The 26,767-nt window shown below is 64.8% G+C and carries 15 protein-coding genes; 8 read left to right on the forward strand and 7 right to left on the reverse strand.

Features of this window, described 5'->3' with window-relative positions; all coding sequences use genetic code 11:
- Nucleotides 1-102: 102 nt before the first annotated feature.
- From IVA79_RS19350 to treY, 6 genes are read left to right on the forward strand one after another with little or no spacing between them, the layout of a single operon-like run.
- The gene (locus tag IVA79_RS19350) at nucleotides 103-2,049 is read left to right on the forward strand and encodes a maltotransferase domain-containing protein (protein WP_247555560.1); all 1,947 of its coding nucleotides are present in this window, start codon (nucleotides 103-105) and stop codon (nucleotides 2,047-2,049) included.
- Nucleotides 2,050-2,059: 10 nt separating this feature from the next.
- Nucleotides 2,060-5,353 (forward strand): maltose alpha-D-glucosyltransferase, encoded by a 3,294-nt coding sequence (treS, locus tag IVA79_RS19355; protein WP_247555564.1) that lies wholly within the window; start codon nucleotides 2,060-2,062, stop codon nucleotides 5,351-5,353.
- Nucleotides 5,346-7,493, forward strand: coding sequence for a 1,4-alpha-glucan branching protein GlgB (gene glgB, locus IVA79_RS19360; RefSeq protein ID WP_247555567.1), 2,148 nt, complete (start codon nucleotides 5,346-5,348; stop codon nucleotides 7,491-7,493). The genes treS and glgB overlap by 8 nt, the downstream gene beginning before the upstream one ends.
- 3 nt (nucleotides 7,494-7,496) lie before the next feature.
- The gene (gene glgX, locus IVA79_RS19365; protein WP_247555569.1) at nucleotides 7,497-9,575 is read left to right on the forward strand and encodes a glycogen debranching protein GlgX; all 2,079 of its coding nucleotides are present in this window, start codon (nucleotides 7,497-7,499) and stop codon (nucleotides 9,573-9,575) included.
- Nucleotides 9,572-11,323, forward strand: coding sequence for a malto-oligosyltrehalose trehalohydrolase (gene treZ, locus IVA79_RS19370; RefSeq protein WP_247555570.1), 1,752 nt, complete (start codon nucleotides 9,572-9,574; stop codon nucleotides 11,321-11,323). Before glgX ends, treZ begins: the two co-directional genes overlap by 4 nt.
- 1 nt (nucleotide 11,324) lies before the next feature.
- Entirely contained in the window at nucleotides 11,325-14,111 is a 2,787-nt protein-coding gene (treY, locus tag IVA79_RS19375) for a malto-oligosyltrehalose synthase (RefSeq protein WP_247555573.1), read from the forward strand.
- A 1-nt stretch (nucleotide 14,112) separates the two neighbouring features.
- Here treY and IVA79_RS19380 read toward each other — a convergent pair whose 3' ends face one another.
- Nucleotides 14,113-14,430 (reverse strand): polyhydroxyalkanoic acid system family protein, encoded by a 318-nt coding sequence (locus IVA79_RS19380; RefSeq protein WP_247555574.1) that lies wholly within the window; start codon nucleotides 14,428-14,430, stop codon nucleotides 14,113-14,115.
- A gap of 180 nt (nucleotides 14,431-14,610) precedes the next feature.
- Here IVA79_RS19380 and IVA79_RS19385 point away from each other — a divergent pair, with 180 nt between their 5' ends.
- Nucleotides 14,611-14,775: a DUF3309 family protein gene (locus IVA79_RS19385; protein WP_018318514.1), complete on the forward strand. Its 165-nt coding sequence runs from the start codon at nucleotides 14,611-14,613 to the stop codon at nucleotides 14,773-14,775.
- Between the two features lie 144 nt (nucleotides 14,776-14,919).
- Here the strand turns inward: IVA79_RS19385 and ligD are convergent, their stop codons facing one another.
- A complete protein-coding gene (gene ligD / locus IVA79_RS19390; RefSeq protein WP_247555576.1) occupies nucleotides 14,920-17,589 on the reverse strand; it encodes a DNA ligase D in 2,670 nt (889 codons plus the stop codon).
- Between the two features lie 117 nt (nucleotides 17,590-17,706).
- On the opposite strand from ligD, the gene IVA79_RS19395 reads away from it, so the two are divergent.
- Complete coding sequence (locus IVA79_RS19395) at nucleotides 17,707-18,591, forward strand: Ku protein (RefSeq protein WP_247555578.1); 885 nt, start codon at nucleotides 17,707-17,709, stop codon at nucleotides 18,589-18,591.
- Between the two features lie 160 nt (nucleotides 18,592-18,751).
- On the opposite strand, the gene IVA79_RS19400 is transcribed toward IVA79_RS19395, so the two are convergent.
- From IVA79_RS19400 to kdpA, 5 genes are all read right to left on the reverse strand, one after another.
- The gene (locus IVA79_RS19400) at nucleotides 18,752-19,441 is read right to left on the reverse strand and encodes a response regulator transcription factor (protein WP_247555580.1); all 690 of its coding nucleotides are present in this window, start codon (nucleotides 19,439-19,441) and stop codon (nucleotides 18,752-18,754) included.
- On the reverse strand, nucleotides 19,438-22,161 hold the full coding sequence (locus IVA79_RS19405) for a sensor histidine kinase KdpD (RefSeq protein ID WP_247555581.1): 2,724 nt from the start codon (nucleotides 22,159-22,161) through the stop codon (nucleotides 19,438-19,440). Before IVA79_RS19405 ends, IVA79_RS19400 begins: the two co-directional genes overlap by 4 nt.
- A 40-nt stretch (nucleotides 22,162-22,201) precedes the next feature.
- Nucleotides 22,202-22,807 carry a K(+)-transporting ATPase subunit C gene (locus IVA79_RS19410; protein WP_247555584.1) on the reverse strand — a complete coding sequence of 202 codons (606 nt, stop codon included), beginning with the start codon at nucleotides 22,805-22,807 and terminating at the stop codon, nucleotides 22,202-22,204.
- 110 nt (nucleotides 22,808-22,917) lie between these two features.
- Nucleotides 22,918-25,032, reverse strand: coding sequence for a potassium-transporting ATPase subunit KdpB (gene kdpB, locus IVA79_RS19415; RefSeq protein ID WP_247555586.1), 2,115 nt, complete (start codon nucleotides 25,030-25,032; stop codon nucleotides 22,918-22,920).
- A gap of 18 nt (nucleotides 25,033-25,050) precedes the next feature.
- A complete protein-coding gene (gene kdpA / locus IVA79_RS19420; RefSeq protein WP_247555588.1) occupies nucleotides 25,051-26,754 on the reverse strand; it encodes a potassium-transporting ATPase subunit KdpA in 1,704 nt (567 codons plus the stop codon).
- Nucleotides 26,755-26,767: the final 13 nt, after the last annotated feature.

The following is a 26,767-nucleotide window of genomic DNA, read 5'->3' on the forward strand; positions in this document are numbered from 1 at the left end:
CCGAGGGGAACTAATGACACACAAGCGGCTTTTTATATAGGTATCAAGTGTAGGTTCCCGACAAGGGAAACGGGCCCCTGCTTTCTTGTCAATGGCATCACCGTGAACAAGACAATTCAAACTGTCGAAAGTGCCGCAGCCGGCAGCGCTTTCCTGATCGAAGACGTCTATCCCGCGATCGATGGCGGCCGCTTCGCCGTGAAGCGGATCGCGGGCGAACGGGTCGAGGTGTGGGCCGATGTTTACCGTGATGGCGACGCCGTGGTCAGCGCGGCGCTACTCTGGCGTCCCGAGCAGGATCGGGATTGGCGGCGTGAGCCGATGATCCATCACGGCAATGACCGCTGGTCCGGTGCGTTTACGCCGGTCGAGCCCGGTCAATACGTCTATGCGGTCGAGGCCTGGACCGACGAGTTCGCCAGCTGGTCTCACGCCGTCGCGCGCAAGCGGCGAACCGGCGCTGATGTCAGCCTCGATGCGATCGAGGGCGCCGGGCTCCTGACCAAGGCCCATGGCGCTCCGCAGGCCGCCGCGGCGATCATCGTCAGACAATGCGAGGATTATCTTCAAACCGGCGATGTGACCTCGCTGCTTGCAACCGAGCTCGGTGATGCCATGGCCGAGAGCCAGTCCCGGCCCGACCTGACCCGCTCACAGCCCTTTCCGCTGACAATCGACCGCGACAGAGCGCGGTTTGGCGCCTGGTATCAGATGATGCCGCGCAGCCAGAGCCGGATCCCCGGCCAGCACGGCACGCTCCGCGACTGCATCGCGCGGGTCCCTGATATCGCGGCGATGGGGTTTGACGTGCTCTATTTCACGCCGATCCATCCGATCGGCCGCAGCCGCCGCAAGGGCCGCAACAATGCGCCGGTGGCCACCGAAGGCGAACCCGGCTCGCCCTATGCGATCGGAGCCGCCGAGGGCGGCCACGATGCGCTGCATCCCGAGCTCGGCACCATCGAGGATTTTCGCGCGCTGGTGGCGACCTGCCTTGAGTATGGCCTCGAGCTGGCGCTGGACTTCGCCGTGCAATGCTCACCGGATCATCCCTGGCTGACGCAGCATCCAGAATGGTTCAAATGGCGGCCGGACCGCTCGGTGCGGACGGCGGATGGACCCTATTCCGACATCGTGATCCCCGATTTCGCCTCGGTCGACCGCGTCGGCCTGTGGAACGCCTTTCGCGATGCCATGCTGTTCTGGATCGACCAGGGCGTCACCATCTTCGCCATCGACAATCATGACACCGCGCCGCTCGCGTTCTGGGACTGGCTGATCCGCGACATCCGCCGCCGGCATCCCGAGGTGATCCTGTTCTCCAAGACGTTCGCGCGGCCGAAGCTGATGAAGGGCCTCGCCAAGCTCGGCTTTGCGCAGTCCTTCACCTATTTCCCCTGGCGCACCTCGCGGTGGGAGCTGGAGCAATATCTCGGCGAGCTGACGCGCTATCCCGAGCGCGACTTCTATCGCCCGAACCTGTTCGTCAACACGCCCGATCTGCTGCCCTATCATCTCCAGAGCGCCGAAGCCTGGGCGTTCAAGTCACGCGTTGCGCTGGCGGCGGGTTTGTCGGGCAGCTACGGCGTTTACAGCGGGTTCGAGCTGCTCGAGCACGAGGCGATCCCCGGCCGCGAGGAATATCTGGATTCCGAGAAATATCAGATCCGGCAACGCGACTGGGACAAGCCCGGCAACATCAAGTCCTACATTGCCGCACTCAACCGCATCCGCAACGACAACGCCGCGCTCCAGCAAACGGCGAACTTGCGTTTTCTCGGCATCGAAGACGGCGAGACAATCGCCTTCGTCAAGGAGGCGGCTGAGCCCGCCAACACCGTCGTGATCGTGATCGCGCTGTCGCGCCATGTGCGCGAATTCTGGCTGCCGCTCGGCGACGTCACCGTTGACGCCGGCGGGCAGCGACACCATGTGACGACACTCGAAAACCTCCTCACCGGCGAACAGTCCCGCATCGAATGGGGCGGGATCAGGTTGCGTATCGATCCCGACCGCGATCCGGCGCTCTTGTTCCGCTGCCTGGCGTAAGGGGCACGCCATGAATGTTCTATCTTCCGTCGACACCAAGAAGGCCGAGGCTGCCGAGATCGTGGATGAGCTCTGGTACAAGGACGCCATCATCTACCAGCTCCACGTCAAGGCATTCGCCGACAGCAACAACGACGGCATCGGCGACTTCGCCGGACTGACCGAGAAGCTGCCCTATCTGCAGGAGCTCGGCGTCACCGCATTGTGGCTGCTGCCGTTCTACCCCTCGCCCGGCCGCGACGATGGCTATGACATCGCCGATTACGGCTCGGTCAATCCCGATTTCGGGACGATGAAGGACTTCAAGCGCTTCATTCAGGAAGCGCAGAAGCGGGGCTTGCGCGTCATCACCGAGCTCGTCGTCAACCACACCTCGGACCAGCACAAATGGTTCAAGCGCGCGCGCCGCAGCCATCCGGGCTCGAGCGCCCGCAACTGGTATGTCTGGAGCGACACCGACCAGAAATACCTGGGCACGCGCATCATCTTCACCGACACCGAGAAGTCGAACTGGACCTGGGATCACGAGGCCGGGGCGTTCTACTGGCACCGGTTCTTCTCGCACCAGCCGGACCTCAATTTCGACAATCCGCGCGTGGTCAGCGCGCTGATCCAGGTGATGAAGCGTTGGCTCGACGCCGGCGTCGACGGCTTCCGATTGGACGCCATTCCCTATCTCTGCGAGCGCGAGGGCACCTCGAACGAGAACCTCCCCGAGACGCATGCGATCATCAAGCGCCTGCGCCAGGAGCTGGACTCCTACTCGAAGGGCAAGCTGCTGCTGGCAGAGGCCAATCAATGGCCGGAGGACGTGCAGGAATATTTCGGCCGTGGCGACGAGTGCCATATGGCCTATCACTTCCCGCTGATGCCGCGCATCTACATGGCGATCGCGCAGGAGGACCGCTTTCCGATCACCGACATCCTGCGCCAGACGCCAGACATTCCGGCGAGCTGCCAATGGGCGCTGTTCCTGCGCAATCATGACGAGCTGACGCTGGAGATGGTCACCGATGTCGAGCGCGACTATCTCTGGACCACCTACGCCAACGACCCGCGCGCCCGCATCAATGTCGGCATCCGCCGGCGCCTCGCGCCGCTGATGGACAACGACCGGCGCAAGATCGAGTTGATGAACTCGCTGCTGCTGTCCTTCCCCGGCACGCCGATCGTCTATTACGGCGACGAGATCGGGATGGGTGACAACATCTATCTCGGCGACCGCAACGGCGTGCGCACGCCGATGCAGTGGAGCCCGGACCGCAATGGCGGCTTCTCGCGCTGCGACCCGGCCCGCCTCTACGCGCCGCTGATCATGGACCCGGTCTACGGCTACGAATCGGTCAACGTCGAGGCGCAGTCGCGCAGCCTGTCTTCGCTGCTCAGCGCCACCAAGCGGCTGATCTCGGTGCGCAAGTCGACGCTCGCCTTCGGCCGCGGTACCATGACCTTCATCCGCCCGGCCAACCGCGCCGTGCTGGCCTATGTCCGGCAGTATCGCGACGAGGTGATCCTCTGCGTCGCCAATCTGTCGCGCGCTGCGCAGGCGACTGAGCTCGATCTGTCGCCGTGGAAGGACCGCATCCCGCAGGAGATGCTCGGCCGCACCCGCTTTCCCGCGATCGGCGAACTGCCCTATATGATCACGCTGGGGCCCTACGGCTTCTACTGGTTCCAGCTGCAGGAGCGCGACAAGTCCGAGCCGGTGACGCCGCGCGCGGTGCCGGAATTCGAGACGCTGGTGGTGCCGGTGAATTCGAACTGGGTGTCGCTCGCCCGCGAGCGGGGCATTTTCGAGCGCGACGTGCTGCCGGGATTCTTGTCACGGACGCGGTGGTATCCCGAGCACAATCCCAAGCAGATCAAGACCACGCTGACCTCGGCCGTGCCGTTCTGCGACATCGGCGACAACAGGCCCTGGATCGCGTTCTTTGAGAGGGCGGGCCAGGAGGCCTCGCCGCGTTACGTGCTGCCGATGCAGATCGAGTGGGTGCGCTTCGACCGGGAGCGCTTCAACCCCAAGGCGCTCGCCGCCGTGCGCCAGGGTGCACGCGAGGGCACGTTGCTCGACGTCGCGACCGACCAGATCTTCATCGGCCTGTTCCTGCGCAATTTGTCGCAGAATCTGGTGGTGGAGGAGAACAATCTGCGGCTCGAGTTCAAGGCCACCAGCCGGTTCGCCGACTACACCATCAAGGAGCCCGAACGGATCCGCGCGATCGAACAGTCGAACAGCACCGCCCTGGTCGACAACCAGTACGTCGCGAAGATCTATCGTCAGCTCGAAAGCGGCATCAATCCCGAGATCGAGATCGGCCATTATCTCACCGAGGTCGCGCGCTTTGCCAATATGCCGGCATTGCTCGGCAGCGTCGAGCTGGTCGAGGGCGATCGGCGCAGCCCCCTCGGCGTGCTGCATGCCTATGTCGAGAACCAGGGCGATGGCTGGACCGTGACCACGGGTTATCTCGATCGCTACATCGACGAGCAGCGCGTGTTGCCGGCGGGCGAAGCGCCCCGCGAGACCCAGGAGCAAGCGCCCTATCTGCACTTCATCGCGCAGATCGGCAGGCGGCTCGCCGAGATGCATGTCGCCCTGGCCGCGGCGAAGGCGGACGATCTCGCCCCCGAGCCGATCGGTCCCGCGCAGGTCGAACGACTTGTGTCCGACCTCAAGGCGCGGGCCCAACGGGTCATTCAGCAGCTGGCCGACAGCCGCGACGGCCTGCGGGAGGCGGACCGGCCGCTGATCGACCGGCTCACGGCCGTGCGCTCAACCCTGCCCGACCACCTCGACGCACTATTGCCTTCCGAGCTCGGCGGGTTGAACATCCGTCATCATGGCGACTTCCGCCTCGGGCAGACTCTGATCGTGAAGGACGATATCTTCATCATCGACTTCGACGGCGATCCGCGTCTGCCGCTGGCCGGCAAGCGGCGCAAGCTGCCTGCTGCGCGCGACGTCGTCGGCATGATCCGCTCGATCGATGCTTCGGTGAACGCAGCGCTGAGCCGCGCGCTCACGGGTGCCTCCGACGAGCAAGGCCGGTTCACGGCCGCGCTCGACGAATGGCGCGAGCGAGCCACCGCAACTTTCCTGTCCGCCTATCGCGACGCCATGACCGATCGGCGGCTGTGGCCGGAGAGCCGGCAATCCGCGGAAGGCCTGTTGAGGTTTTTCCTGCTTGATCAAGCCTTCGATGACATAGAGTACGAGCTGTCCCACCGGCCTGAGGGGCTCCATGCGCCGCTGACCGGACTGCTTCGCATTCTGTCCAGTACCGAGAGCGAAGCCCATGCCTAGACTGCCTGCCGAGGCCTATGCGATCATCGAGGGCCGCCACTCCGACCCCTTCCATTATCTCGGGCTGCACCCTGAGGGCGGGAGAAGCGTGGTGCGCGCGTTTCTGCCCGAGGCCTCCAATGTCGAGGCGGTCGGCGACCATGGCGAGGTCGCCTCGCTCGACCGCGTGCACGATGCCGGGCTGTTCATCGGTGCCCTGCCGAACGGCTCGAAGCACTATCAGCTGCGCGCAAAGTTCGGCGGCAACGTCGTCGAATTCGAGGACGCCTACCGCTTTCCGCCGATCCTGACCGATTTCGACCTTTACCTGCTCGGCGAAGGCACCCACCAACGCCTCTATGACAAGCTTGGCGCCCATCCGATGCGACACGAAGGCGTCGACGGCATCGGCTTCGTCGTGCTGGCGCCGAATGCACGGCGCGTGTCGGTGGTCGGCGATTTCAATTTCTGGGACGGGCGGCGCCATCCCATGCGGGTGCGCGGCGCCGGCTATTGGGAATTGTTCATCCCGCATGCCAAGGCTGGCGATCACTACAAGTTCGAGATCATCGGGCCGCATGGCCATCTGCTACCGCTGAAATCCGATCCATTGGCATTTGCCAGCGAAATGCGGCCGAAGACAGCCTCGATCGTCTTCGACGAAGCACGCCTGCCGCGGCCGCGTCCGGCCCCCGATGGCATCAACGCGCTGTCGGCGCCGATGTCGATCTACGAGGTCCACCTCGGCTCATGGCGCCGCAAGAACGGCGAGGAATGGCTGACCTATCGCGAGCTGGCGGAACAGCTGCCGGCCTATGCCCGCGACATGGGTTTTACCCATCTCGAATTCCTGCCCGTGAGCGAGCATCCATTCGACGGGTCCTGGGGCTATCAGCCGACCGGCCTCTATGCCCCGACCAGCCGCTTCGGAGGCCCTGAGGATTTCGCTGCCCTGGTCGATGCCTGCCACCGCGAAGGCATCGGCGTGTTGCTCGACTGGGTGCCGGGTCACTTCCCGGACGATCCGCACGGCCTCGGCAGCTTCGACGGCACCGCGCTCTACGAGCACGCCAACCCGCTCCAGGGGCGTCACCTCGACTGGGGCACGCTGATCTACAATTACGGGCGCACCGAAGTGACGAACTTCCTGGTGTCGAACGCACTGTTCTGGCTGGAGCGCTACGCGATCGACGGGCTGCGCGTCGATGCGGTCGCATCCATGCTCTACCTCGACTACAGCCGCCCGCCGGACGCCTGGGTCCCCAACCAGTATGGCGGCCGCGAGAACATCGAGGCCATCAACTTCCTGCGCCGCTTCAACACCGAACTGTTCGCCCGCTTCCCGCAGGCCACCACGGCTGCGGAAGAATCCACCGCCTGGCCGCAGGTCTCGCGTCCGGTCGAATTCGGCGGCCTAGGCTTCGGCTACAAGTGGAACATGGGCTGGATGCACGACACGCTGAACTACATCGGCAAGGATCCTGTTCACCGCAAGCACCATCACGGCGAGATCCTGTTCGGCCTGCACTACGCCTTCTCGGAGAACTTCATCCTGCCGCTGTCGCATGACGAGGTCGTGCACGGCAAGCGCTCGATCCTCGGCCGCATGCCCGGCGACGAGTGGCAGCGCTTTGCGAATTTGCGCGTCTACTACAGCTTCATGTTCGGCCATCCCGGCAAGAAGCTGTTGTTCATGGGCGCCGAAATCGCGCAGAGCCGCGAATGGAATCACGACCAGTCCCTCGACTGGCACCTGCTCGAATACAAATACCATTCCGGCATCCAGGCGCTGATCCGGGATCTCAACCGGCTCTATCGCGCGGTGCCGGCGCTGCACCAGATGGACTGCGACCAGGCCGGCTTCGAATGGCTGATCACGGACGATGCCAACCGCAACGTGTTCGCCTGGCTGCGCAAGGGATTCGACGAGCACGCACGGTGTCTCGTCATCACCAACTTCTCGCCCAATGTCTATCAGAACTATCGCGTTCGCGTGCCCTTTGCCGGCAAGTGGAAGGAAGTGTTCAATTCGGACTCCGCCCATTATGGCGGCAGCAATGTCGGGAACATCGGCGAGGTTCATGCCGTTGACGGCAAGACGCCCGAGCTTCGCCTCACCATTCCACCGCTCGCCGCGATCTTCCTCGTTCCGGAAAGCTGACAGATGCGCCTGACTGCTGGATCGCCCGCACGCCTCGGCGCAAGCTGGGACGGACGCGGCACCAATTTCGCGCTGTTCTCCGCCAACGCACAGAGGGTCGAGCTCTGCCTGTTCGACACCCAAGGCCGCCGCGAGCTCGAGCGCATCGAGCTGCCTGAGCGAACCGAGGACGTCTGGCACGGCTATCTCAACGACGTCTCGCCCGGCCAGCTCTACGGCTATCGCGTGCACGGCCCTTATGAGCCCGAGCACGGCCATCGTTTCAACGCCAACAAGCTGCTGCTCGACCCCTATGCCAAGCGGCTCTCGGGACGCCTGGTCTGGAGCGATGCGCATTTTGCCTACCGCACCGGGAGCCCGCGCGAGGACCTCTCCTTCGACCGCCGCGACAACGCGCGCGGCATGCCCAAGGCCGTCGTGGTCGACGAGACCTTCAACTGGGGCCGCCGCGAGATCCGTCCCAACATCCCCTGGGAAGACACCGTCATCTACGAGGCTCACGTCAAGGGACTGACACAGAAGCGCGACGACGTGCCGCCGAACCTGCGAGGCACCTATGGCGGCCTGTCCTCGCCGGCGATGATCGAGCACCTGAAGAAGCTCGGCGTCACCACCGTCGAGCTGCTTCCGGTGCACAGTTTCGTCGATGACCGCATCCTTGTGGAGAAGAAGCTCGTCAATTACTGGGGCTACAACTCGCTGTCCTTCTTCGCCCCCGAGCCGCGCTACGCCCAGGACAACGCGCTCGACTCGTTTCGCACCACGGTGGCGCGCCTGCACGATGCCGGCATCGAGGTGATGCTCGACGTCGTCTACAATCACACCGCCGAGGGCAATCACCTCGGCCCGACGCTGTGCTACCGCGGCATCGACAACGCCTCCTATTACTGGCTAAACCGCGAGAACCCGCGCTATTACGACGACTTCACCGGCTGCGGCTCGTCGGTGAATCTCACCCATCCGCGCGTGCTACAGATGGTGATGGATTCGTTGCGCTACTGGGTCGAGGTCTGCCACGTCGACGGCTTCCGCTTCGATCTCGCCACCACGCTGGCGCGCGGGCCGAATGGGTTTGATCGCGGCAGCTCGTTCCTGACCGCGATCCGGCAGGATCCGGTACTGGCGGCCGTCAAGCTCGTCGCCGAGCCCTGGGACCTCGGCCTCGGCGGTTATCAGGTCGGGGCATTCCCCTCGCAATGGTCGGAATGGAACGACCGCTACCGCAGCGCCATGCGCCGCTACTGGAGCGGGGAAGGCAGCCTGATCGGCGACATCTCCAGCCGCATGACGGCGTCGTCCGACCTGTTCAACCACGACGGACGGCGGCCGCGCGCCGGCATCAACCACATCACCGTCCACGACGGCTTCACGCTCGCCGATCTCTTCAGCTACAACGAGAAGCACAACGAGGCCAACGGCGAGGACAATCGCGACGGCTCCAACGACAACCACAGCAACAATTGCGGTGTCGAGGGTCCGACCGACGATCCTGATATCATCGGCCTGCGCCGTCAGCTTCGCAAGAACGTGCTGGCCTGTCTGATGCTCGCGCAGGGCGTTCCGCTGATCCTCGCCGGCGACGAGGTCGGCAACTCGCAATCCGGCAACAACAACGCCTATTGCCAGGACAACGAGATCGGCTGGGTCGGCTGGGACAATCTCGGCAAGGAGGGCGACGACATGGTCGATTTCGTCGCCCATCTCGCCGACATCCGCCGCCGGTTCTCGCAACTTCGCAGCCATCGTTGGCTCGACGGCCGGCCTGCGGACGGCCTCTCCTACGGCGCGCTGTGGCTGACCCCTGAAGGCGACGAGATGACGGAGAACGACTGGAAATTCCCGGAAGGCAGATTCCTCTCCTACGTAATGGGACCGATGGAACCGGGCAGCGCTGCGATCTTTATCGTATTGAACGCCGCCCCCGAAGAGATCGCATTCAAATTGCCCAAAATGACCGAATACAAGAGCTGGCAGCAGATCCTGAACACGACGGATGCCAAGCTGAACACGGTCGATTTCCCACCAGGAAGCGACAGCAAGGCGCCGCCGCGCTCCGTGCTTGCCTTCGCGGGGGCGCTATGAGGCCATCCTTCGGGGCGAAGCCGACGAAGGACGGCGCCTCATTCCGTCTGTGGGCGCCCGCCGCGCGCCGCGTCGATCTCCTGCTCGACCGAAGACACGCGATGCAGCGCCGTCAGGATGGCTGGTATGTCGCCGATATTGCCGGCCTTCCCGTGGGCAGTCGCTACAAGTTCAGAATCGATGACGAGATCGACGTGCCCGATCCGGCATCGGCGTTCCAGCCCGAGGACGTGTTCGGCCCGAGCGAGGTGATCGATCACGACGGCTTTTCGTGGCGTGCGCGCGATTGGCGCGGCCGCCCCTGGGAAGAGACGGTGCTGATCGAGACCCATGTCGGCACTTTCACCGCTGCAGGCTCTTACCGCGCCATGATCGACAAGCTCGATCATCTCGCCGCAACCGGCATCACCGCGCTGGAGCTGATGCCGCTGGCCGATTTCGCAGGACGCCGCGGCTGGGGCTATGACGGCGTGCTCTGGTATGCGCCGGACAGCACCTATGGCCGCCCCGAAGACCTGAAGACGCTGATCGACGAGGCGCATCTGCGCGGGCTGATGGCGTTCCTCGACGTCGTCTACAATCATTTCGGCCCCGAAGGGAATTATCTCGGCCGCTATGCGCCGGCCTTCTTCACCGACGCACACACGCCCTGGGGCAGTGCGATCGACTATCGCGTGCCGCAGGTGCGCGCGTTCGCGGTCGAAAATGCGCTGTCCTGGCTCAGCGACTACCGTTTCGACGGCCTGAGGCTGGACGCCGCCAATCACATCATGGCGGTCCCCGGCGAGCAATCGATGCTGCAGGACCTCAGCGTCGCCGCAGGCGAGCTCGCCAAGGCGACGGGTCGGCACATCCATCTCGTGCTGGAGAACGGGGACAATCGCGCCAGCCTGCTCGACGCCGCGCAGAATCCACCGAACGGCAAATATCGCGCGCAGTGGAACGACGACTATCACCACGTCTGGCACGTGATACTGACGGGCGAACTCGCCGGCTATTATGCCGACTACCAGACGCCGCGGATGGACCTGGCGCGTGCGCTCGCGTCAGGCTTCGTCTATCAGGGCGAGGTTTCGGAGTTCTGGGGCAAGAAGCCGCGCGGCGAGCCGAGCGGCGAGCTGCCGCCGGCGACCTTCGTCAACTTCCTGCAGAACCACGACCAGATCGGCAACCGTCCGCTCGGCGATCGACTCGAAAGCCTGGCTCCGCCGCAGCAGATCGAAGCGGCGCTCGCGGTGACGCTGCTCGCCCCGATGGTGCCGATGCTGTTTCAGGGCGAGGAATGGGGCTCGACGGTACCCTTCCCGTTCTTCTGCGATTTCCAGGGCGGACTCGCCGATGCCGTCCGCAATGGACGCAAGCAGGAATATGCCTGGGCCTACGAGAAATACGGCGACGAGGTGCCCGACCCGCTCGATCCGGCCACGCTGCAATCGGCCGTGCTCGACTGGACCGGCCGCACCGCGAAGCAGGACGCACGGCTCGCCCTGGTGCGGCAACTGCTGGCGGTCCGCCGCAAGGAGATCATGCCGCGACTGAAGGGTGCGACCTTCGGCGATGCCAATGCTGCCGACAACGGCCTGCTCGCTGCGCATTGGCGCATGGGGGACGGCGCGACGTTGCGCCTGACCGCCAATCTGTCGGATCAGCAGATCACGTCCGATATCAGCGCGGGCACGCCGATCTGGGGCGGCGGGGCCAGCGAGCGGCTCCCGCCCTGGTCGGTGGTCTGGCGCCTCGGAGGTTGACATGCCTCCCGCCATTCCTCTTGCGACCTACCGGCTTCAACTCACCGCCGATTTCGACTTCGACAAGGCCACCGCGGTCCTGCCTTACCTCAAGGCGCTGGGGATCACGCATCTCTACGCCTCGCCGGTGATGAAGGCCCGCAAGGGCTCGACCCACGGCTACGACACCGTCGATCACGGCCAGTTCAATCCGGAGCTCGGCGGCGAGGCCGGCTTCGCGCGGCTGAGCGAGGCCCTTAGGCAGAACGACCTCGGCCTCATTATCGACTTCGTGCCCAACCATGTCGGCGTTCATTTTGCCGACAATCCCTGGTGGCTGGATGTGCTGGAATGGGGCCAGGCCTCGCCGCACGCGATCTCCTTCGACATCGATTGGGACCTGCTGCCCTTCCGCGCCCGCGCCGGCGTGCTGCTGCCGATCCTCGGCAAGTCCTACGGCGAAGCGCTGGAGAGCGGCGAGATCGAGCTGCGCTACGATCCGGATCAGGGAAGCTTCTCCGCCTGGTATTTCGAGCATCGTTTGCCAATCGCGCCGGAGCGCTATGGCGAGATGCTGCGGATGATCGTGAAGGAGGCCGATGCCGCCGAGACGGAGGCCGGCAAACGGCTGCTGTCGCTCGCAGCGCGATACACCGGACTGCGCCGTCCCAACCGCAAGGAAGCCCCCGCGTTCAAGACCGAGCTGAGGGAGATCGCAGGTGCCGCCGAGATCATCGCACGCGGTCTTGCCGCCTATCGGGCCGCCAAGGATCGCCCCGCGCAGACGCTGGCGCTGCATCATTTGCTGGAGCGGCAGCATTACAAGCTCGGGCATTGGCGGCTCGCCTCCAGCGACATCAATTATCGTCGCTTCTTCGACATCAACGGGCTCGCAGGTCTGCGCGTCGAGGACGCGAGCACATTTGCCGCCACGCACCGGCTGGTGAAGCAGCTCATCGCCAACGGCAAACTGCAGGGAATTCGGCTCGATCACATCGATGGCCTGCGCGATCCCGCCCAATATTGCCAGCGCCTGCGCCGGCTGGTGCGCGACGCGCAAGGCAACACGAAACCGTTCTACACGGTGATCGAGAAGATCCTGTGCGAGCACGAACGCCTGCCGCACTTCGCCGGCGTTCAGGGCACCACCGGCTATGAATGGATGAACGTCATCACCCAGGTGCTGGTCGACGACAAGGGACTGGCGGCGCTGGACGAGACCTGGCGGCAGATCAGCAACCGGCCGCCGCGGCTTGCACCTTACGTCAAGGACGCCAAGCGGCGCGTGCTGGAGACGTTGCTCACCAGCGAATTCACCGTGCTGACGCGCCTGCTCGCGCGCATCGCCAACGGACATTACTCGACCCGCGATTTCTCCGCCGACAGCCTCCGCCAGGCGCTGGAACTCTATGTGCTGCATTTCCCGGTGTACCGCACCTATCTGACCAATAGCGGCCCGACGGCCCCCGACCGCAAGCTGATCGACGACACCATTGCGCGCGCCCGGTCGGATTGGTTCGCCGCGGATGAAGGCATCTTCGATTTCCTGCGCGACGCGCTGACCATGGACCTGCTCAAGCCAGGCCGTCCGCCGCACAGCGCCCCGCGCGTGCGGCGCTTCGCGCTGAAGGTGCAGCAATTCACCGGGCCGGTGATGGCGAAGTCGCTGGAGGACACCGCATTCTATCAGTTCCATCGGCTGCTCGCCCTGAACGAAGTCGGCGGCGATCCCGCCAGCACCGGCCTCACCATTCCCGCTTTCCACGAGGCCATGCGGACCCGCGCCAAGGAATGGCCGCAGGGAATGACGGCGACCGCCACGCATGACACCAAGCGCGGCGAGGACGCCCGCGCGCGGATCGCCGGCTTAAGCGAAATTCCCGGCGAATGGACCAGCGCGGTTTCGCGCTGGAAGGTGCTGAATGCGCCGCACCTCGCGCTCCACGGCAATCTGCGCGCGCCATCGGCGACGTTCGAATACATGCTCTACCAGACGCTGCTCGGGGCCTGGCCGCTGCAGGCGCCTGTCGATGCCGACTTCGTCGAGCGCATCCAGGCCTATGCGCTGAAAGCCGCGCGCGAGGGCAAGGAAGAGACCAGTTGGCTCAATCCGCACGAGGCCTATGAGAACGGCGTGAAGAGCTTCGTCGACAAGATCCTCGACCCCGCCCTGTCAGCCGAATTCCTGGAGGCGCTGCAAACCCTGGCCCGCCGCCTGGCACTGCTCGGCATGTTGAACTCTCTGAGCCAGCTCACCCTCAAGGCAACGCTGCCCGGCGTGCCCGACTTCTATCAGGGCAGCGAATTCTGGGACCTGTCGCTGGTCGATCCCGACAACCGTCGCCCCGTCGACTTTGCCGCGCGGCAGGCGGCGCTGAGCTCGTTTGACGATCCGGACTGGCGTGGCCTGATCAAGAGCTGGCCGGACGGCCTGATCAAGCTGGCCTGGACACGGCGTCTCCTCAAGCTGCGCAATGAGCTCGCCGACGTTTTCGCTCAAGGCGACTACGAGCCGCTGGTGGTGCGCGGCGCACATGCCGACCATGTCATTGCCTTCGCCCGCCGCTACGGCCGCAGCGCGGCGATCGTCGTGGTCGGGCGTCAGTTCGCGCCGTTCACGCAAGCCGGGCGGGAATGGCCCACGTCCGACGGATTCGATGCGACCGTCGATATCACGGGCTATGCTGCGGCGGGCTTGGCCGGCAACGAACTGCCGCTCTCGCAGGCCTTCCGCGATTTTCCCGCGTCCGTCATCGAGGCCCGCACGGCCAATGCCATCAGGTCCGCGCGGCCGCGCGTGCGCGCCTGAATTACTTTCCCTCGTCCTTGGTCAGCAGCAGCTGCCCGCGCTTCTTGATCGTGGCCTGCGCCATCTCGGCAAAACGCTGCAACAACCAGGGCAGCACCACCTCGACCCGGACTTGGTCATCGCCGACGTCGACCTGACCGCTCGCAATCTGCCCAAGCGCGCGGATGCGGAAATTCATCGTGTCTCCGCTCCAGCTCTCTTCCTCGACCTGCATCACGGGAATGCTGGCGGCCGCGCGACCAAGCCCGGTCTTGAGCCGGCGCACCGCCTCCTCGCGGCCGAGGCGATGCGGAATGGAGACGACAAGCGGTGCTGACATGGCCCGGTCCCATGGATTGATTCTCACATAATCATGCCGCCTGAAACGCCAAACGTTCCATGCGAGCTGGTCCTGCAACCGGTGTTTCCATGGTCGGAACTTTAAAACCTGCGGCAAGTTGCCCTCGCACCAAGGGACAGGTGCAACGACCCTTTCAACAAAGGGCTGGAGGAGACTCGCATGTCAATCGGTACGATCATCCTGATCATCCTGGTCATCGCCCTGCTTGGCGGCTTCAGCGGCATCGGCGGCGGCCCGTTCTATGGCACCGGCTATTACGGCGGCGGCGGCCTCGGGCTCGTCATCGTCATTCTGCTGATCCTGCTGCTGATGGGACGGATCTAGCACGAGGCCTCGTAGGGTGGGTTAGCCCTGCAGATGCGCAAAGCGCATCTGCGCGGCGTAACCCACCTCTTTGGTTTCCGCAGCGACAGAAGTGGTGGGTTACGTCGGCGGACTGCGCTTCGCGCAGCCGCCGTCTAACCCACCCTACTTCATCTTCCCCGCAAGCTTCTTGATCGCCGCCTTGATCGATGCGGCCGCACCCTCATAGCCCTCCCACGCCTTCGATCGCGGCAGCAAGCCGGGCACGGTTCGCAGCGTGTAGCGCTTCGGATCGAGATCGCTCTTCACCTGCGCCCAGGTGACCGGCATTGACACCGTGGCACCGGCGCGCGCCCGCGGCGACAGCGGCGCCACCGCCGTCGACATGCGGTCGTTGCGCAGGTAATCGAGAAATATCTTTCCCTTGCGCAGCTTCTTCGACATGTTGAGCAGATAGCGCTCGGGATCGTCATCGGCCATCCACTGGCAGACGCCTTGCGCGAAGGCCTTGGCTTCCTTCCAGCTCACCTTGTCGCGTGCGCCGTGAAGCAGCGGCACGACGACATGCAGGCCCTTGCCGCCGGTGGTCTTGCAGAAGCTCTCCATGCCGATGTCGGTCAGCCGCTGCCGCATCTCCTTGGCCGCCTCGACGACGTCGGCGAACTCGACATCGGGCGCCGGATCGAGATCGAACACCAGCCGGCCCGGCGTATCATAAGCGTTGGGCGCGCAATTCCAGGGATGCAGTTCGACGCCACCGATCTGCGCAACGGCCGCGAGCCCTTCGATCCGATCGATTTGCAAATACGGCTTGCGGTCGCCGGAGACCCGCGCCAGTTCCAGAAGGTTCGACGTCCCCTGCATGGCATGACGCTGAAAGAACCTTTCGCCGCCGATACCATCGGGCGCACGCACGATCGAGCACGGGCGGCCCTTCAGATGTTCGATCATCCAGGTCCCGACCGCCTCGAAATAGCGGGCGAGATCAAGCTTCGTCACGCTCTCGCCATCACCGCCATCCGGCCAGAGCTCCTTGTCCGGCTTGGAGATGACGACACCCATCACCTCGGCCGTGCCGGCGTCCTTCGACCGCTTGGCCGTCTTCGCCACGCGCTTGCTGACTGTGGGCTCGGCGAGCTCGGTGTCGACAGGTGTTTCCGCCTCGACCTCCTCGGCCGGCTTGTCCTGCCGCAAGCCCTTGAACGCCGCCTGGCGGATATTGCCGTCGGCGGTGAAGCCGGCGAACTCGATTTCGGCGACCAGCTCCGGCTTCAGCCAATGCACGTCCCGCGTCTTCTTCGGCGCGTTCTTGCCGCCGAAGGGACTCTCCTTGGTCGCCATGGCCTTCAAGGACGGCATGATGCGCTTGACCTTGTCGGCACCGAAGCCGGTGCCGACCATGCCGACGAAGACGAGATGATCGCCGCGATGCACGCCGGCCATCAGCGAGCGGAATTTGCCATTGGTGGTCTTGTAGCCGCCGATCACGACCTCATGGCCGGCGCGGCATTTGGCCTTGGTCCAGCTCTCGGTGCGCCCCGAACGATAGGGCGCATCCAGCTTCTTCGACACCACGCCTTCCAGCTCGAGCTTGCAGGCCGATTGCAGCACCGCATCGCCGCCGCTCTCGAAATGCTCGACATAGCGGATTTGGGTCGATTTCCGCTTGCGCTTGTCCAGCAGCTTCTTGAGCAGGGCCTTGCGCTCGCCGAGCGGCAGCCGGCGGTAATCCTGGCCCTCCGCGAAGAGTAGATCGAACGCAAAGAAGATGAGCTCGTCGGTCTTGCCGTCGGACAATGCGGCCTGCAGCGAGGAGAAGTTAGGCGCGCCGTTGTGGTCGAGCGCGACGATCTCGCCGTCGATCATCACGTCCGGCAGCGCAGCCGCTTCCTTGGCAATGGAGCCAAACTTGCCGGTCCAGTCGAGACCCTTGCGCGTCTTCAGCGCCGCCTCGCCATCCTCGACCCGAAGCTGCACCCGATAGCCGTCGAACTTGATCTCGTGGCACCAGCCCTCGCCGGGCGGCGGTCGCTCGACCAGCGTACAGAGCTGCGGCGCCACGAAGTCCGGCATCTCGGCGACCTTCTTCGCACTTGTCGCTGTCGTCGCCTGCTTCCTTGCCGACTTGCCGGCCTTCAATGCCGTGCGCGGCGCCGGCTTGACCGTCCGCCCTTTCGTCTCCTCCGCGCGATTGGACTGCCAGACGGCGTCGGCCTTGCCTTTGGCACCTTTCGCCAGCATGAACGGTTTCGGCGCGCGGCCTTTGCCTTCGGCGATCTGCTCCATCGCGCGGCCCGAGGCGACCGATTTATCTTCGTCGAGAATGTCGTTGTCCTTGCCCTCACGGACAAATTCGTCGCGATGCTTGATCAGCAGCCAGTTGGTGCGCTTTTCGCCACCGCGGTTGCGCATGCGCACCAGCACCCAGCTGCCGTGCAGCTTGTCGCCATGCAGGGTGAACTTCAAATCGCCTTTCTTGAATCCGCGCTCGGCGTCTTCCGATTCCCAGGTGCCGCGGTCCCACAGCATCACCGTGCCGCCGCCATACTGCCCTTCCGGAATCGTGCCTTCGAAATCGCCGTAGTCGAGCGGGTGGTCTTCCACCTCGACCGCCAGCCGCTTGTCGTGCGGATCGAGCGAGGGTCCTTTCGTCACGGCCCAGGACTTGAACACGCCGTCGAATTCGAGCCTGAGATCGTAGTGCAGCCGGCTCGCATCGTGCTTCTGGATCACGAAGCGCCGCTGCTTCGACGGCGCCACTGCGGTCTTGCCCGACGGCTCGGGCGTCTTCTCGAAGTCACGCTTCTGTCGGTAGGTGGAGAGTTTTTGCAGCACGACCGGTCCCGCTTCTCTTTCAGCATTCGAGCCTATCACGGCCAAAGTCCCGTCCGGAACCAAAACCCTATGGGAGGGTTGGGGTTCCAAAACGCCTTGAGAACGCTGGAGAATGGAATGGCCCCGCGCGCCTATTGGAAGGGAACGTTGAAGCTGTCGCTGGTCAGTTGCCCGGTCGTGCTTTATCCGGCGACCACGGCGGCCGAGAAGACGCGATTTCACCTGATCAACCGCGAGACCGGGAACCGGCTCAAGCAGCAGATGATCGATGTCGAGACCGGCGACGTCGTCGAGAGCGACCAGAAGGGCCGCGGCTACGAACTGCGCAAGGGCAAATATGTCGAGATCGAACCAGAGGAGCTCGAGGCGGTCCAGATCGAGAGCAACCACACCATCGACATCGAGAGCTTCGTGCCGAGCGAGGAGATCGACCAGCGCTATCTCAACCATCCCTACTACATAGCGCCCGACGGCAAGGCCGCGGTCGACGCGTTCGCGGTGATCCGCGACGCCATGAAGGACCAGGAGCGCGTGGCGCTCGCCAAGATCGTGCTCACCAACCGCGAACACATCATGGCGATCGAGCCGCTCGGCAAAGGCCTGCTCGGCACCACGCTGCGCTTTCCTTACGAGCTGCGCGACGAGAGCGAGTTCTTCGGGGACATCAAGAGCCCGAAGATCACCAAGGACATGGTCGAGCTCGCCGGCCACATCCTGCACTCCAAAGCCTCGCATTTCGATCCCGGCAAGTTCAAGGACGAGTACGAGAACGCGCTGAAGGCGCTGGTGAAGCGCAAGGCCAGCGGCAAGACGATCGAGCTGCCCGAACCCGAGGAGCGGCCGAGCAACGTCGTCAGCCTGATGGACGCGCTGAAGCAGAGCCTGAAGGGGCGTGGCGGGAAAAAGACGGCGGCGAAGTCGCACGCGCGCCGCGCGACGGTACGGCAACGCGCCGCCAGGAAGACGCACCGTTCGCCGACGCGGCACAGGAAGGCGGGTTGAGGAGACTGCTCGCCCAGCACTCGGTTTCGTAGGGTGGGCAAAGTTTCGTAGGGTGGGCAAAGGCGCGTAAGCGCCGTGCCCACCAACCTTCCATGATCGCGATGGATGGTGGGCACGCTTCGCTTTGCCCACCCTACGGCTTCTCACGATGAGGAGATGGCTAATCCCCCGCCTTCAACCGGTATCCGATCCCCGTTTCCGTCAGCACGTATTGCGGCCGTTCCGGGTCGGCTTCGATCTTCTGGCGGAGCTGGCGGACATAGACGCGCAGATATTGCGCATCCGTCAGTTCGTCCCACAACTCCCTCAGCAGGAAGCGGTGGGTGAGCACCTTGCCGGCGTGCTGCACGAGCACGCGCAGAAGATCGTATTCCCTCGGCGACAGCTTGACGTCACGATTCCCGACCTTGACGACGCGGCGGACGAGATCGACCGAGAGATCGCCGGTGCGAAATACCGGGCGCTCCCCCTGCACCTGGAGCTGGTGGCGCAGCGCGGCGCGCAGACGGGCCAGCAGTTCGTCCATGCCGAACGGCTTGGTCAGATAGTCGTCGGCTCCGAGATCGAGCGCCTGCACCTTGCCGGCCTCGTCGCCGCGGCTCGACAGCACCACGATCGGCACGCTCTCGTTGCGGGCGCGGATGGTGCGCAGCAGCTCGTGTCCCTGAACGTCGGGCAGGCCGAGATCGAGAATGATCAGCGCCGGCGCTTCCTCGAGCTTTTCCAGCGCAATCTTGCCGTTCGACGCCTCCAGGATTTCATAGCCCTGCGTCGTCAGGCCCATCCGCAGCAGTTTGCGGATCGGCGGCTCGTCGTCGATGACCAGGACCTTGATCGGCGCAGCGCTCATGCGGCGGTATCCAATGCGCGGCCTTCTGCCGGAACGGGAAGACGGATGGTGAGGACGGCGCCATTCCGGTCGCTGCGGTTGGCGGCCGAGATCGTTCCGCGCATCGCCTCGACGAAACCGCGGGAGATGGCGAGGCCGAGGCCTGTGCCGGGGCGGATATGATCGCCCTTCTGCGCGCGGTAGAACTTGTCGAACACGCTCTCGAGCTCGTCGGGCGGAATGCCGGCCCCCTCGTCCGCGATCTCGATCACGACATGAGCGCTATCACGCCGGCTGCGGATCGAAACCGTGGTATCGGGCGGCGAATATTTTGCGGCGTTGTCGAGCAGGTTGAACAGAACCTGCTCGAACAGCACGGCATCGAGCTGGAGCATCGGCAGATCGGCGGCCAGCACCAGCTCGACCTTGTGGCTGTCAAGGATCTTGGCTGCCCTCCGCAGCGCGCTGCCGACGATCTCGCCGAGATCGTGCAGCGCAGTGTTGGGCACGATGGCGCCGGATTCGAGCTTGGTCATGTCGAGCAGGTTGGCGATGAAGCGATTGAGCCGCTCGGATTCGTCGATGACGGTCGCGAGCAGGTCGCGCTTCTCGGTGTCGGACAAGGCCCCGGCGAGATCGCGCATGGTGGAGGCCGCCCCCAGCACCGACGCGAGCGGCGTCTTCAAATCGTGCGAGATCGAGGTCAGGAGCGCCGAGCGCAAGCGCTCGGATTCGACGGTGCGCTTGACGCGGTCCATGTCCTCGACCAGCAGCACGCGCTCGATCGCCAGCGCGCCCTGGTCGACCAGCGCATCCAGCAGCCGGCGCTGATCCGGCGTCAGCAGCGGCCCGGTGCGGTCATCGTCGATGCCGATGACGCCGATCGGGCCGCGCCCGGTGCGCATCGGCAGGAATAGCCGTTTTGCACCCGGCAGCGTATCCGAGCCACGGCCTGCGGGGCGGTCGTTGCTCCAGGCCCAGTTGGCCGCGGCGAGATCGGCCTGGTCGAGCTCGTCTTCGGGCGGGTAGCCGGATTTCACCGTGAGCAGGCCTTCTTCCGGCAGCAGCAGTACCACGCGCACCTTCAGCATCAGCGCGATCTGGTAGGCGGTCGCCCACAGCACGTCGTCGAGCGTGGCGGTGCCGGCGAGCTTGCGGCTGAAGGCATAGAGTTGCTCGGTCATCCTGATCCGGCCGATCGCGGCATCGGCCTGCGTACGCACACGCGCTGCGACATTGGAGACGATCATCGCCACCACCATGAACAGGATGAAGGCGGCGACGTTGGTCGGATCGGTGATCGTGAAGGTGTAGATCGGCGGAATAAAGAAGAAATTGTAGCAGAGCGAAGCCGCGACCGTCGCCAGCAGGGACGGCCATAGGCCGTAGCGCACGGCAACCGCGACGACCGAGGTCAGCAACACGAGGTCGACGTTTTCGAGGCCGAAACGGGGCTGGATCAGTTCGGCGGCGCCGAGGCCGATCAGCACGATCCCGAGCGCCTTGAGATAGGGCATGGCATCGAACGGCTCGGATCGCGCAGCGGTCTGCACCGCCGTCTTGGGTGCGTCCTCGGCCGGAAGCTCGTCGCCGGGGATGACGTGAACGCTGATATTGCCCGCCCGGCGCACCAGATCATGCACGACCGAGCCGCGCGTCATCTCGAACCAGCGCGAGCGGGTCGACTTGCCGATCACGATCTGGGTGACGTTGTTGCCTTGCGCGAAATTGACGAGGTCGTCGGCGATGCGGCGGCCGACCGCGGGAATGGTCAGCGCCTCGCCGCCGAGCGATTCCGCGAGCCGCAGCGTATCGGCCAGCCGGTCGCGCTGCTCGTCGGACAATTGCAGGGACCGCCGCGTCTCGATCGAGATCGCGGTGAACGGCGCGTGCAGCCGGTCGGCCAGCCGCTTGGTGTAGCGCACGAGGCCAGCCGCGCGCGGATCCTCGCTGACGCAGACGAGGATGCGCTCGCCCGCGGCCCAGGGTCCGGGAATCGCATTGGCTTGCATGTGGGTGAGCAGCTGCTCGTCGACCCGCTCGGCGGTGCGCCGCAAGGCGAGCTCGCGCAACGCGGTCAGATTGCCCGGCGAGAAATAGTGCTCCAGCGCCCGCTCGGCCTGCTTGGGCACATAGACCTTGCCCTCCTTCAGACGCTGGATCAGATCGTCAGGCGTGAGGTCGATCAGCTCGATCGCATCGGCGCGGTCGAACACGGAATCGGGCACCGTCTCGCGCACCCGGACATGGGTGATCTGGGCGACGACGTCGTTCAGGCTCTCGATGTGCTGGATGTTGACGGCGGTGTAGACGTCGATGCCGTGGGAGAGCAGCTCCTCCACGTCGAGATAACGCTTGGGGTGGCGACTGCCGGCCGCGTTGGTGTGGGCGAGCTCGTCGACCAACGCGATTCCAGGCCGCCGCGCGATCACGGCATCGAGGTCCATCTCCTCGACGATCTGGCCGCGGTAGTCGAGCCGCTTGCGCGGGACCATTTCAAGCCCGCGTACCAACGCCTCGGTCTCGGCGCGGCCATGGGTTTCGACGAAGCCGACCACGACATCGATGCCAGCCTTGCGCCTGGCGTGGGCGCTCTGCAACATCTCGTAGGTCTTGCCGACGCCGGGCGCGGCGCCGACGAAGATCTTCAGCTTGCCGCTGACGCTCTCCTCCCGGCGCGCTGCCTCCAGCAGCGCTTCGGGCGACGGACGTTGTTCGGAATCGCGGCGCTCTCGGACCATCAGGGCAATATAATCATCCGGGCATTCCCAGCCTAGACCGCTACTTCGCCGCCGCCCGATCGAGCGCGAGATTCAGCGCCAGAACGTTAACCCTGGGTTCGCCGAGCAGGCCGAGCATTCGACCCTGAACGTTGGAAGCCACAAGCTGGCTCACGGCGTCTTCCGCCATATTCCGCGCTTTCGCCACCCGCGCCACCTGGAATTGCGCCGCCTCCGGCGAGATATCTGGATCGAGACCGCTGGCCGAGGTCGTCACGAGGTCGACCGGGACCGGCTGGTTCGGATTCTCTGCCTTGAGCTTGTCCACGTCGTCCTTCAGCCGGTCGGCCAGGGCCTTGCTGGTCGGGCCGAGATTGGAGCCGCCCGAATTGGCGGCGTTGTAGGGCGCCGGCACCGTCTTGGTCGAATCGTTCGGGTCCGGGGCGACCGTCGCCGAGGGACGGCCGTGGAAGTATTTGTCGTCCCTAAACTCCTGCCCGATCAGGGCGGAGCCGATCACCTTGCCGTCCTTCTCGATCAGACTGCCTTGTGCCTGAGCGGGAAAGAACGTGCCGGCGATGGCCGTCATCGCGAGTGGATAGGCCAAGCCCGTGATGGCCGTGAGGACCAGCAAAAGAACGATAGCGGGGCGGATTTCTCTGAGCATGTTGGTCTCCAGTTATTCCGTCATTGCGAGGAGCGAAGCGACGAAGCAATCCAGCCTGTCAGCGGATGCCGGCATTTCTGTATTGCTTCGCTTCGCTCGCAATGACGGGGTCAGGCCAGGTGCAAAGCAACGACGACGAGATCGATCGCCTTGATACCGATGAAGGGAATGACGATGCCGCCGAGGCCGTAGACCAGAAGGTTGCGCCGGAGCAGCGCGCCGGCACCGACCGCGCGGTAGGCGACGCCTTTCAACGCGAGTGGAATCAGCGCGATGATGACAAGTGCGTTGAAGATGATCGCCGACAGGATGGCGCTCTGCGGGCTCGACAGGTTCATGACGTTGATCACGCCAAGCTGCGGATAGAACGCCAAAAACATCGCCGGGATGATCGCGAAATATTTGGCGACGTCGTTGGCGATCGAGAACGTGGTCAGCGCACCGCGCGTCATCAAGAGCTGCTTGCCGATCTCGACCACCTCGATCAGCTTGGTCGGGTTGGAGTCGAGGTCGACCATGTTGCCGGCCTCGCGGGCGGCCTGAGTGCCGGTGTTCATGGCGACGCCGACATCGGCCTGCGCCAGCGCCGGTGCGTCGTTGGTGCCGTCGCCGCACATGGCGACCAGCTTGCCCTTGGCCTGCTCGTCGCGGATCAGCTTGAGCTTGTCCTCGGGGGTGGCCTGCGCCAGGAAGTCGTCGACGCCGGCCTCCGCCGCGATCGCGGCCGCCGTCATCGGATTGTCGCCGGTGATCATGATGGTGCGGATGCCCATGCGACGAAGCTCGGCGAAGCGCTCGCGAATGCCACCCTTGACGATGTCCTTGAGCTGGACGATCCCGAGCAATTTGCCATCCTTGGCGACCGCCAGCGGCGTGCCGCCGGATTTCGACACCTCATCGCCGATGGTCTGGATCTCGCGCCCGACGTCCGAGAGCGCGGCGGGCTGGATGGCGCGGGCGGCGTTGCCTGAGGCGACCGCGAGCGGCGCGCCGCCGCCGACATAGTTCAGCATGGCATCGACCGCACCCTTGCGCACCGAGGAGCCGCCGGCATCGACGCCGCTCATGCGGGTCTGCGCCGTGAACGGGATGAAGGTGGCGCCGAGCTCAGCCATATCGCGGCCGCGAATGCCGTATTTCTCCTTCGCCAGCACCACGATGGAGCGGCCCTCCGGTGTCTCGTCGGCGAGCGAGGCGAGCTGAGCGGCATCCGCCAGCTCTTGCTCGGTGACGCCGCGCACGGGACGGAAGGCCGTGGCCTGCCGGTTGCCGAGCGTGATGGTGCCGGTCTTGTCGAGCAGCAGCGTGTCGACGTCGCCGGCGGCCTCGACGGCGCGGCCGGACATCGCCAGCACGTTGAAGCGCACCAGCCGGTCCATGCCGGCGATGCCGATCGCCGACAACAGCGCACCAATCGTGGTCGGGATCAGCGTCACGAACAGCGCGACCAGCACAACCACCGAGATCGAGCCGCCGGCATAGGCCGCATAGCTCGGAATGGTGACGGTGGCGAACACGAAGATGATGGTCAACCCCGCGAGCAGGATGTTGAGCGCGATCTCGTTCGGCGTCTTCGCCCGCTCGGCGCCCTCGACCAGCTTGATCATGCGATCGATGAAGGTCGAGCCCTGCGCTGCCGTGATGCGGACGCGGATCCAGTCCGACAGCACCTGCGTGCCGCCGGTGACTGCGGAGCGGTCGCCGCCGGACTCGCGGATCACGGGTGCGGATTCGCCGGTGATGGCGGCCTCGTTGACGGAGGCGACGCCCTCGATCACCTCACCGTCGGAGGGAATCGTGTCGCCGGCCTCGACCAGCACGATGTCTCCGACCTTCAGGCTCGTGCCCGGCACGAGCTTGAAGGCCGCGCCGGCACCGGTCAGGAGCTTGGCCTGGCTCTCGGTGCGGGTCTTGCGCAGCGTCTCGGCTTGCGCCTTGCCGCGGCCTTCGGCCACCGCCTCGGCGAAATTGGCGAACAGCACCGTGAACCAGAGCCAGACGATGATCTGGAAGGTGAAGCCGAGGCTGGCCCCGCCGGCGACGAGGTCGCGCAGGAAGATCACGGTGGTGAGCGCAGCGACGATCTCGACCACGAACATCACGGGGTTCTTGATCATCAGTCGCGGGTCGAGCTTGGTGAAGGAGGCGCGGATCGCAGGGACGACGATCTTGGGATCGAGCATTGCCGAGACGGCCGCACGTTTTTGCAGTTTGGTCGTATCCATGGAGGTCACTCCAGACAATCAGAACCGGTTGCCGGCGTTCATCGCCAAATGCTCGACGATCGGTCCGAGCGCCAGCGCCGGGAAGAAGGTCAGGCCGCCCACGATCAGGATGACGCCGACGACGAGGCCGACGAACAGGCCTCCGGTGGTCGGGAACGTGCCCATCGACGGCGGGATCGATTTCTTGGCGGCGAGCGAGCCGGCGATCGCCATCGCCGGGACGATCATGAAGAAGCGACCGACGAACATCGCGCTGGCCAATGTGAGGTTATAGAAGAGGGTGTTGCCGGTGAGGCCCGCGAACGCCGAGCCGTTGTTGCCCGCCGCCGAGGTGAATGCGTAGAGGACTTCGGTGAAACCGTGCGGGCCGGCATTCGCCATGGAGGCCGCAGCCGCCGGGTAGACCACGCCGACCGCGGTCCAGCCCAGGATCATCAGCGGCAGCACCAGGATGGCCAGCATCGCCATCTTGACCTCGCGCGCCTCGATCTTCTTGCCGACATATTCCGGCGTGCGCCCGACCATGAGGCCTGCCACGAAGATCGCGAGGATGACGAACAGCAGCATGCCGTACATGCCGGCGCCGACGCCGCCGACGATGATCTCGCCGAGCTCGATGTTGATCAGCGGAATCATGCCGCCGAGCGCCGTAAAACTGTCATGCATGGCGTTGACCGCACCGCACGAGGCCGCGGTGGTCACGACGGCGAACAGCGAGGACGCAACGATGCCGAAGCGCACCTCCTTGCCCTCCATGTTGCCGCCGGTCAGGCCCACCGCCTGCAGCGTCGAGGTGCCATTCGCCTCCGCCCAATAGGTGATGGCGACGCCAGCGATGAACAGCACGCCCATCACGGACAAGATTGCCCAGCCCTGGCGCTGGTTGCCGACCATGCGGCCGAACACGTTGGTGAGCGCGGCGCCCAGCGTGAAGATCGACAGCATCTGCACGAAGTTCGACAGCGCGGTCGGGTTCTCGAACGGGTGCGCGGCGTTGGCATTGAAGAAGCCGCCGCCATTGGTGCCGAGCATCTTGATCGCAACCTGCGAAGCCACCGGGCCGACCGCGATGGTCTGCTTGGCGCCTTCGAGCGTGGTCGCCTCGATATAGGCCCCTAACGTCTGCGGCATGCCCTGCGAGACCAGGAACAGCGTGTAGACGACGCAGATCGGCAGCAGCACATAGAGCGTGCAGCGGGTGACGTCGACCCAGAAATTGCCGACGGTGCGCATCGAGGCACGCGAGAAGCCGCGGATCAGCGCCATCGCCAGCGCGATGCCGGTTGCCGCCGACAGGAAGTTCTGATGCGTCAGGCCGAGCATCTGGGTCAGATAGGACAGCGTGCTTTCGCCGCCGTAGTTCTGCCAGTTGGTGTTGGTGATGAACGACATCGCTGTGTTGAAAGAGAGATCTTCCGCAACCGCGCCCTGCCCGGCCGGATTGAACGGCAGCACGGCCTGGAGCCGCATCACGCCGTAGATGACGAGGAAGCCGCCGACATGGAACAGCAGCATGGCGACCGTATAGGTCAGCCAATGCTGCTCGCGCTTCTCGTCGACACCGGAAATCCAGTAGATGCCGGCCTCGATCGGCCGCAGCACCGGCGACAGGAACGTTCGCTCACCGCCAAACACCCGCGTCATATACCACCCGAGCGGTTTTGTGAGTGCGACGATGATGACGCAGAACAGAATGATCTGGAGCCAACCGGCCATAGTCATGGAATCAACCCTT

The organism is Bradyrhizobium sp. 138, assembly GCF_023074075.1.
Classification (GTDB): domain Bacteria; phylum Pseudomonadota; class Alphaproteobacteria; order Rhizobiales; family Xanthobacteraceae; genus Bradyrhizobium.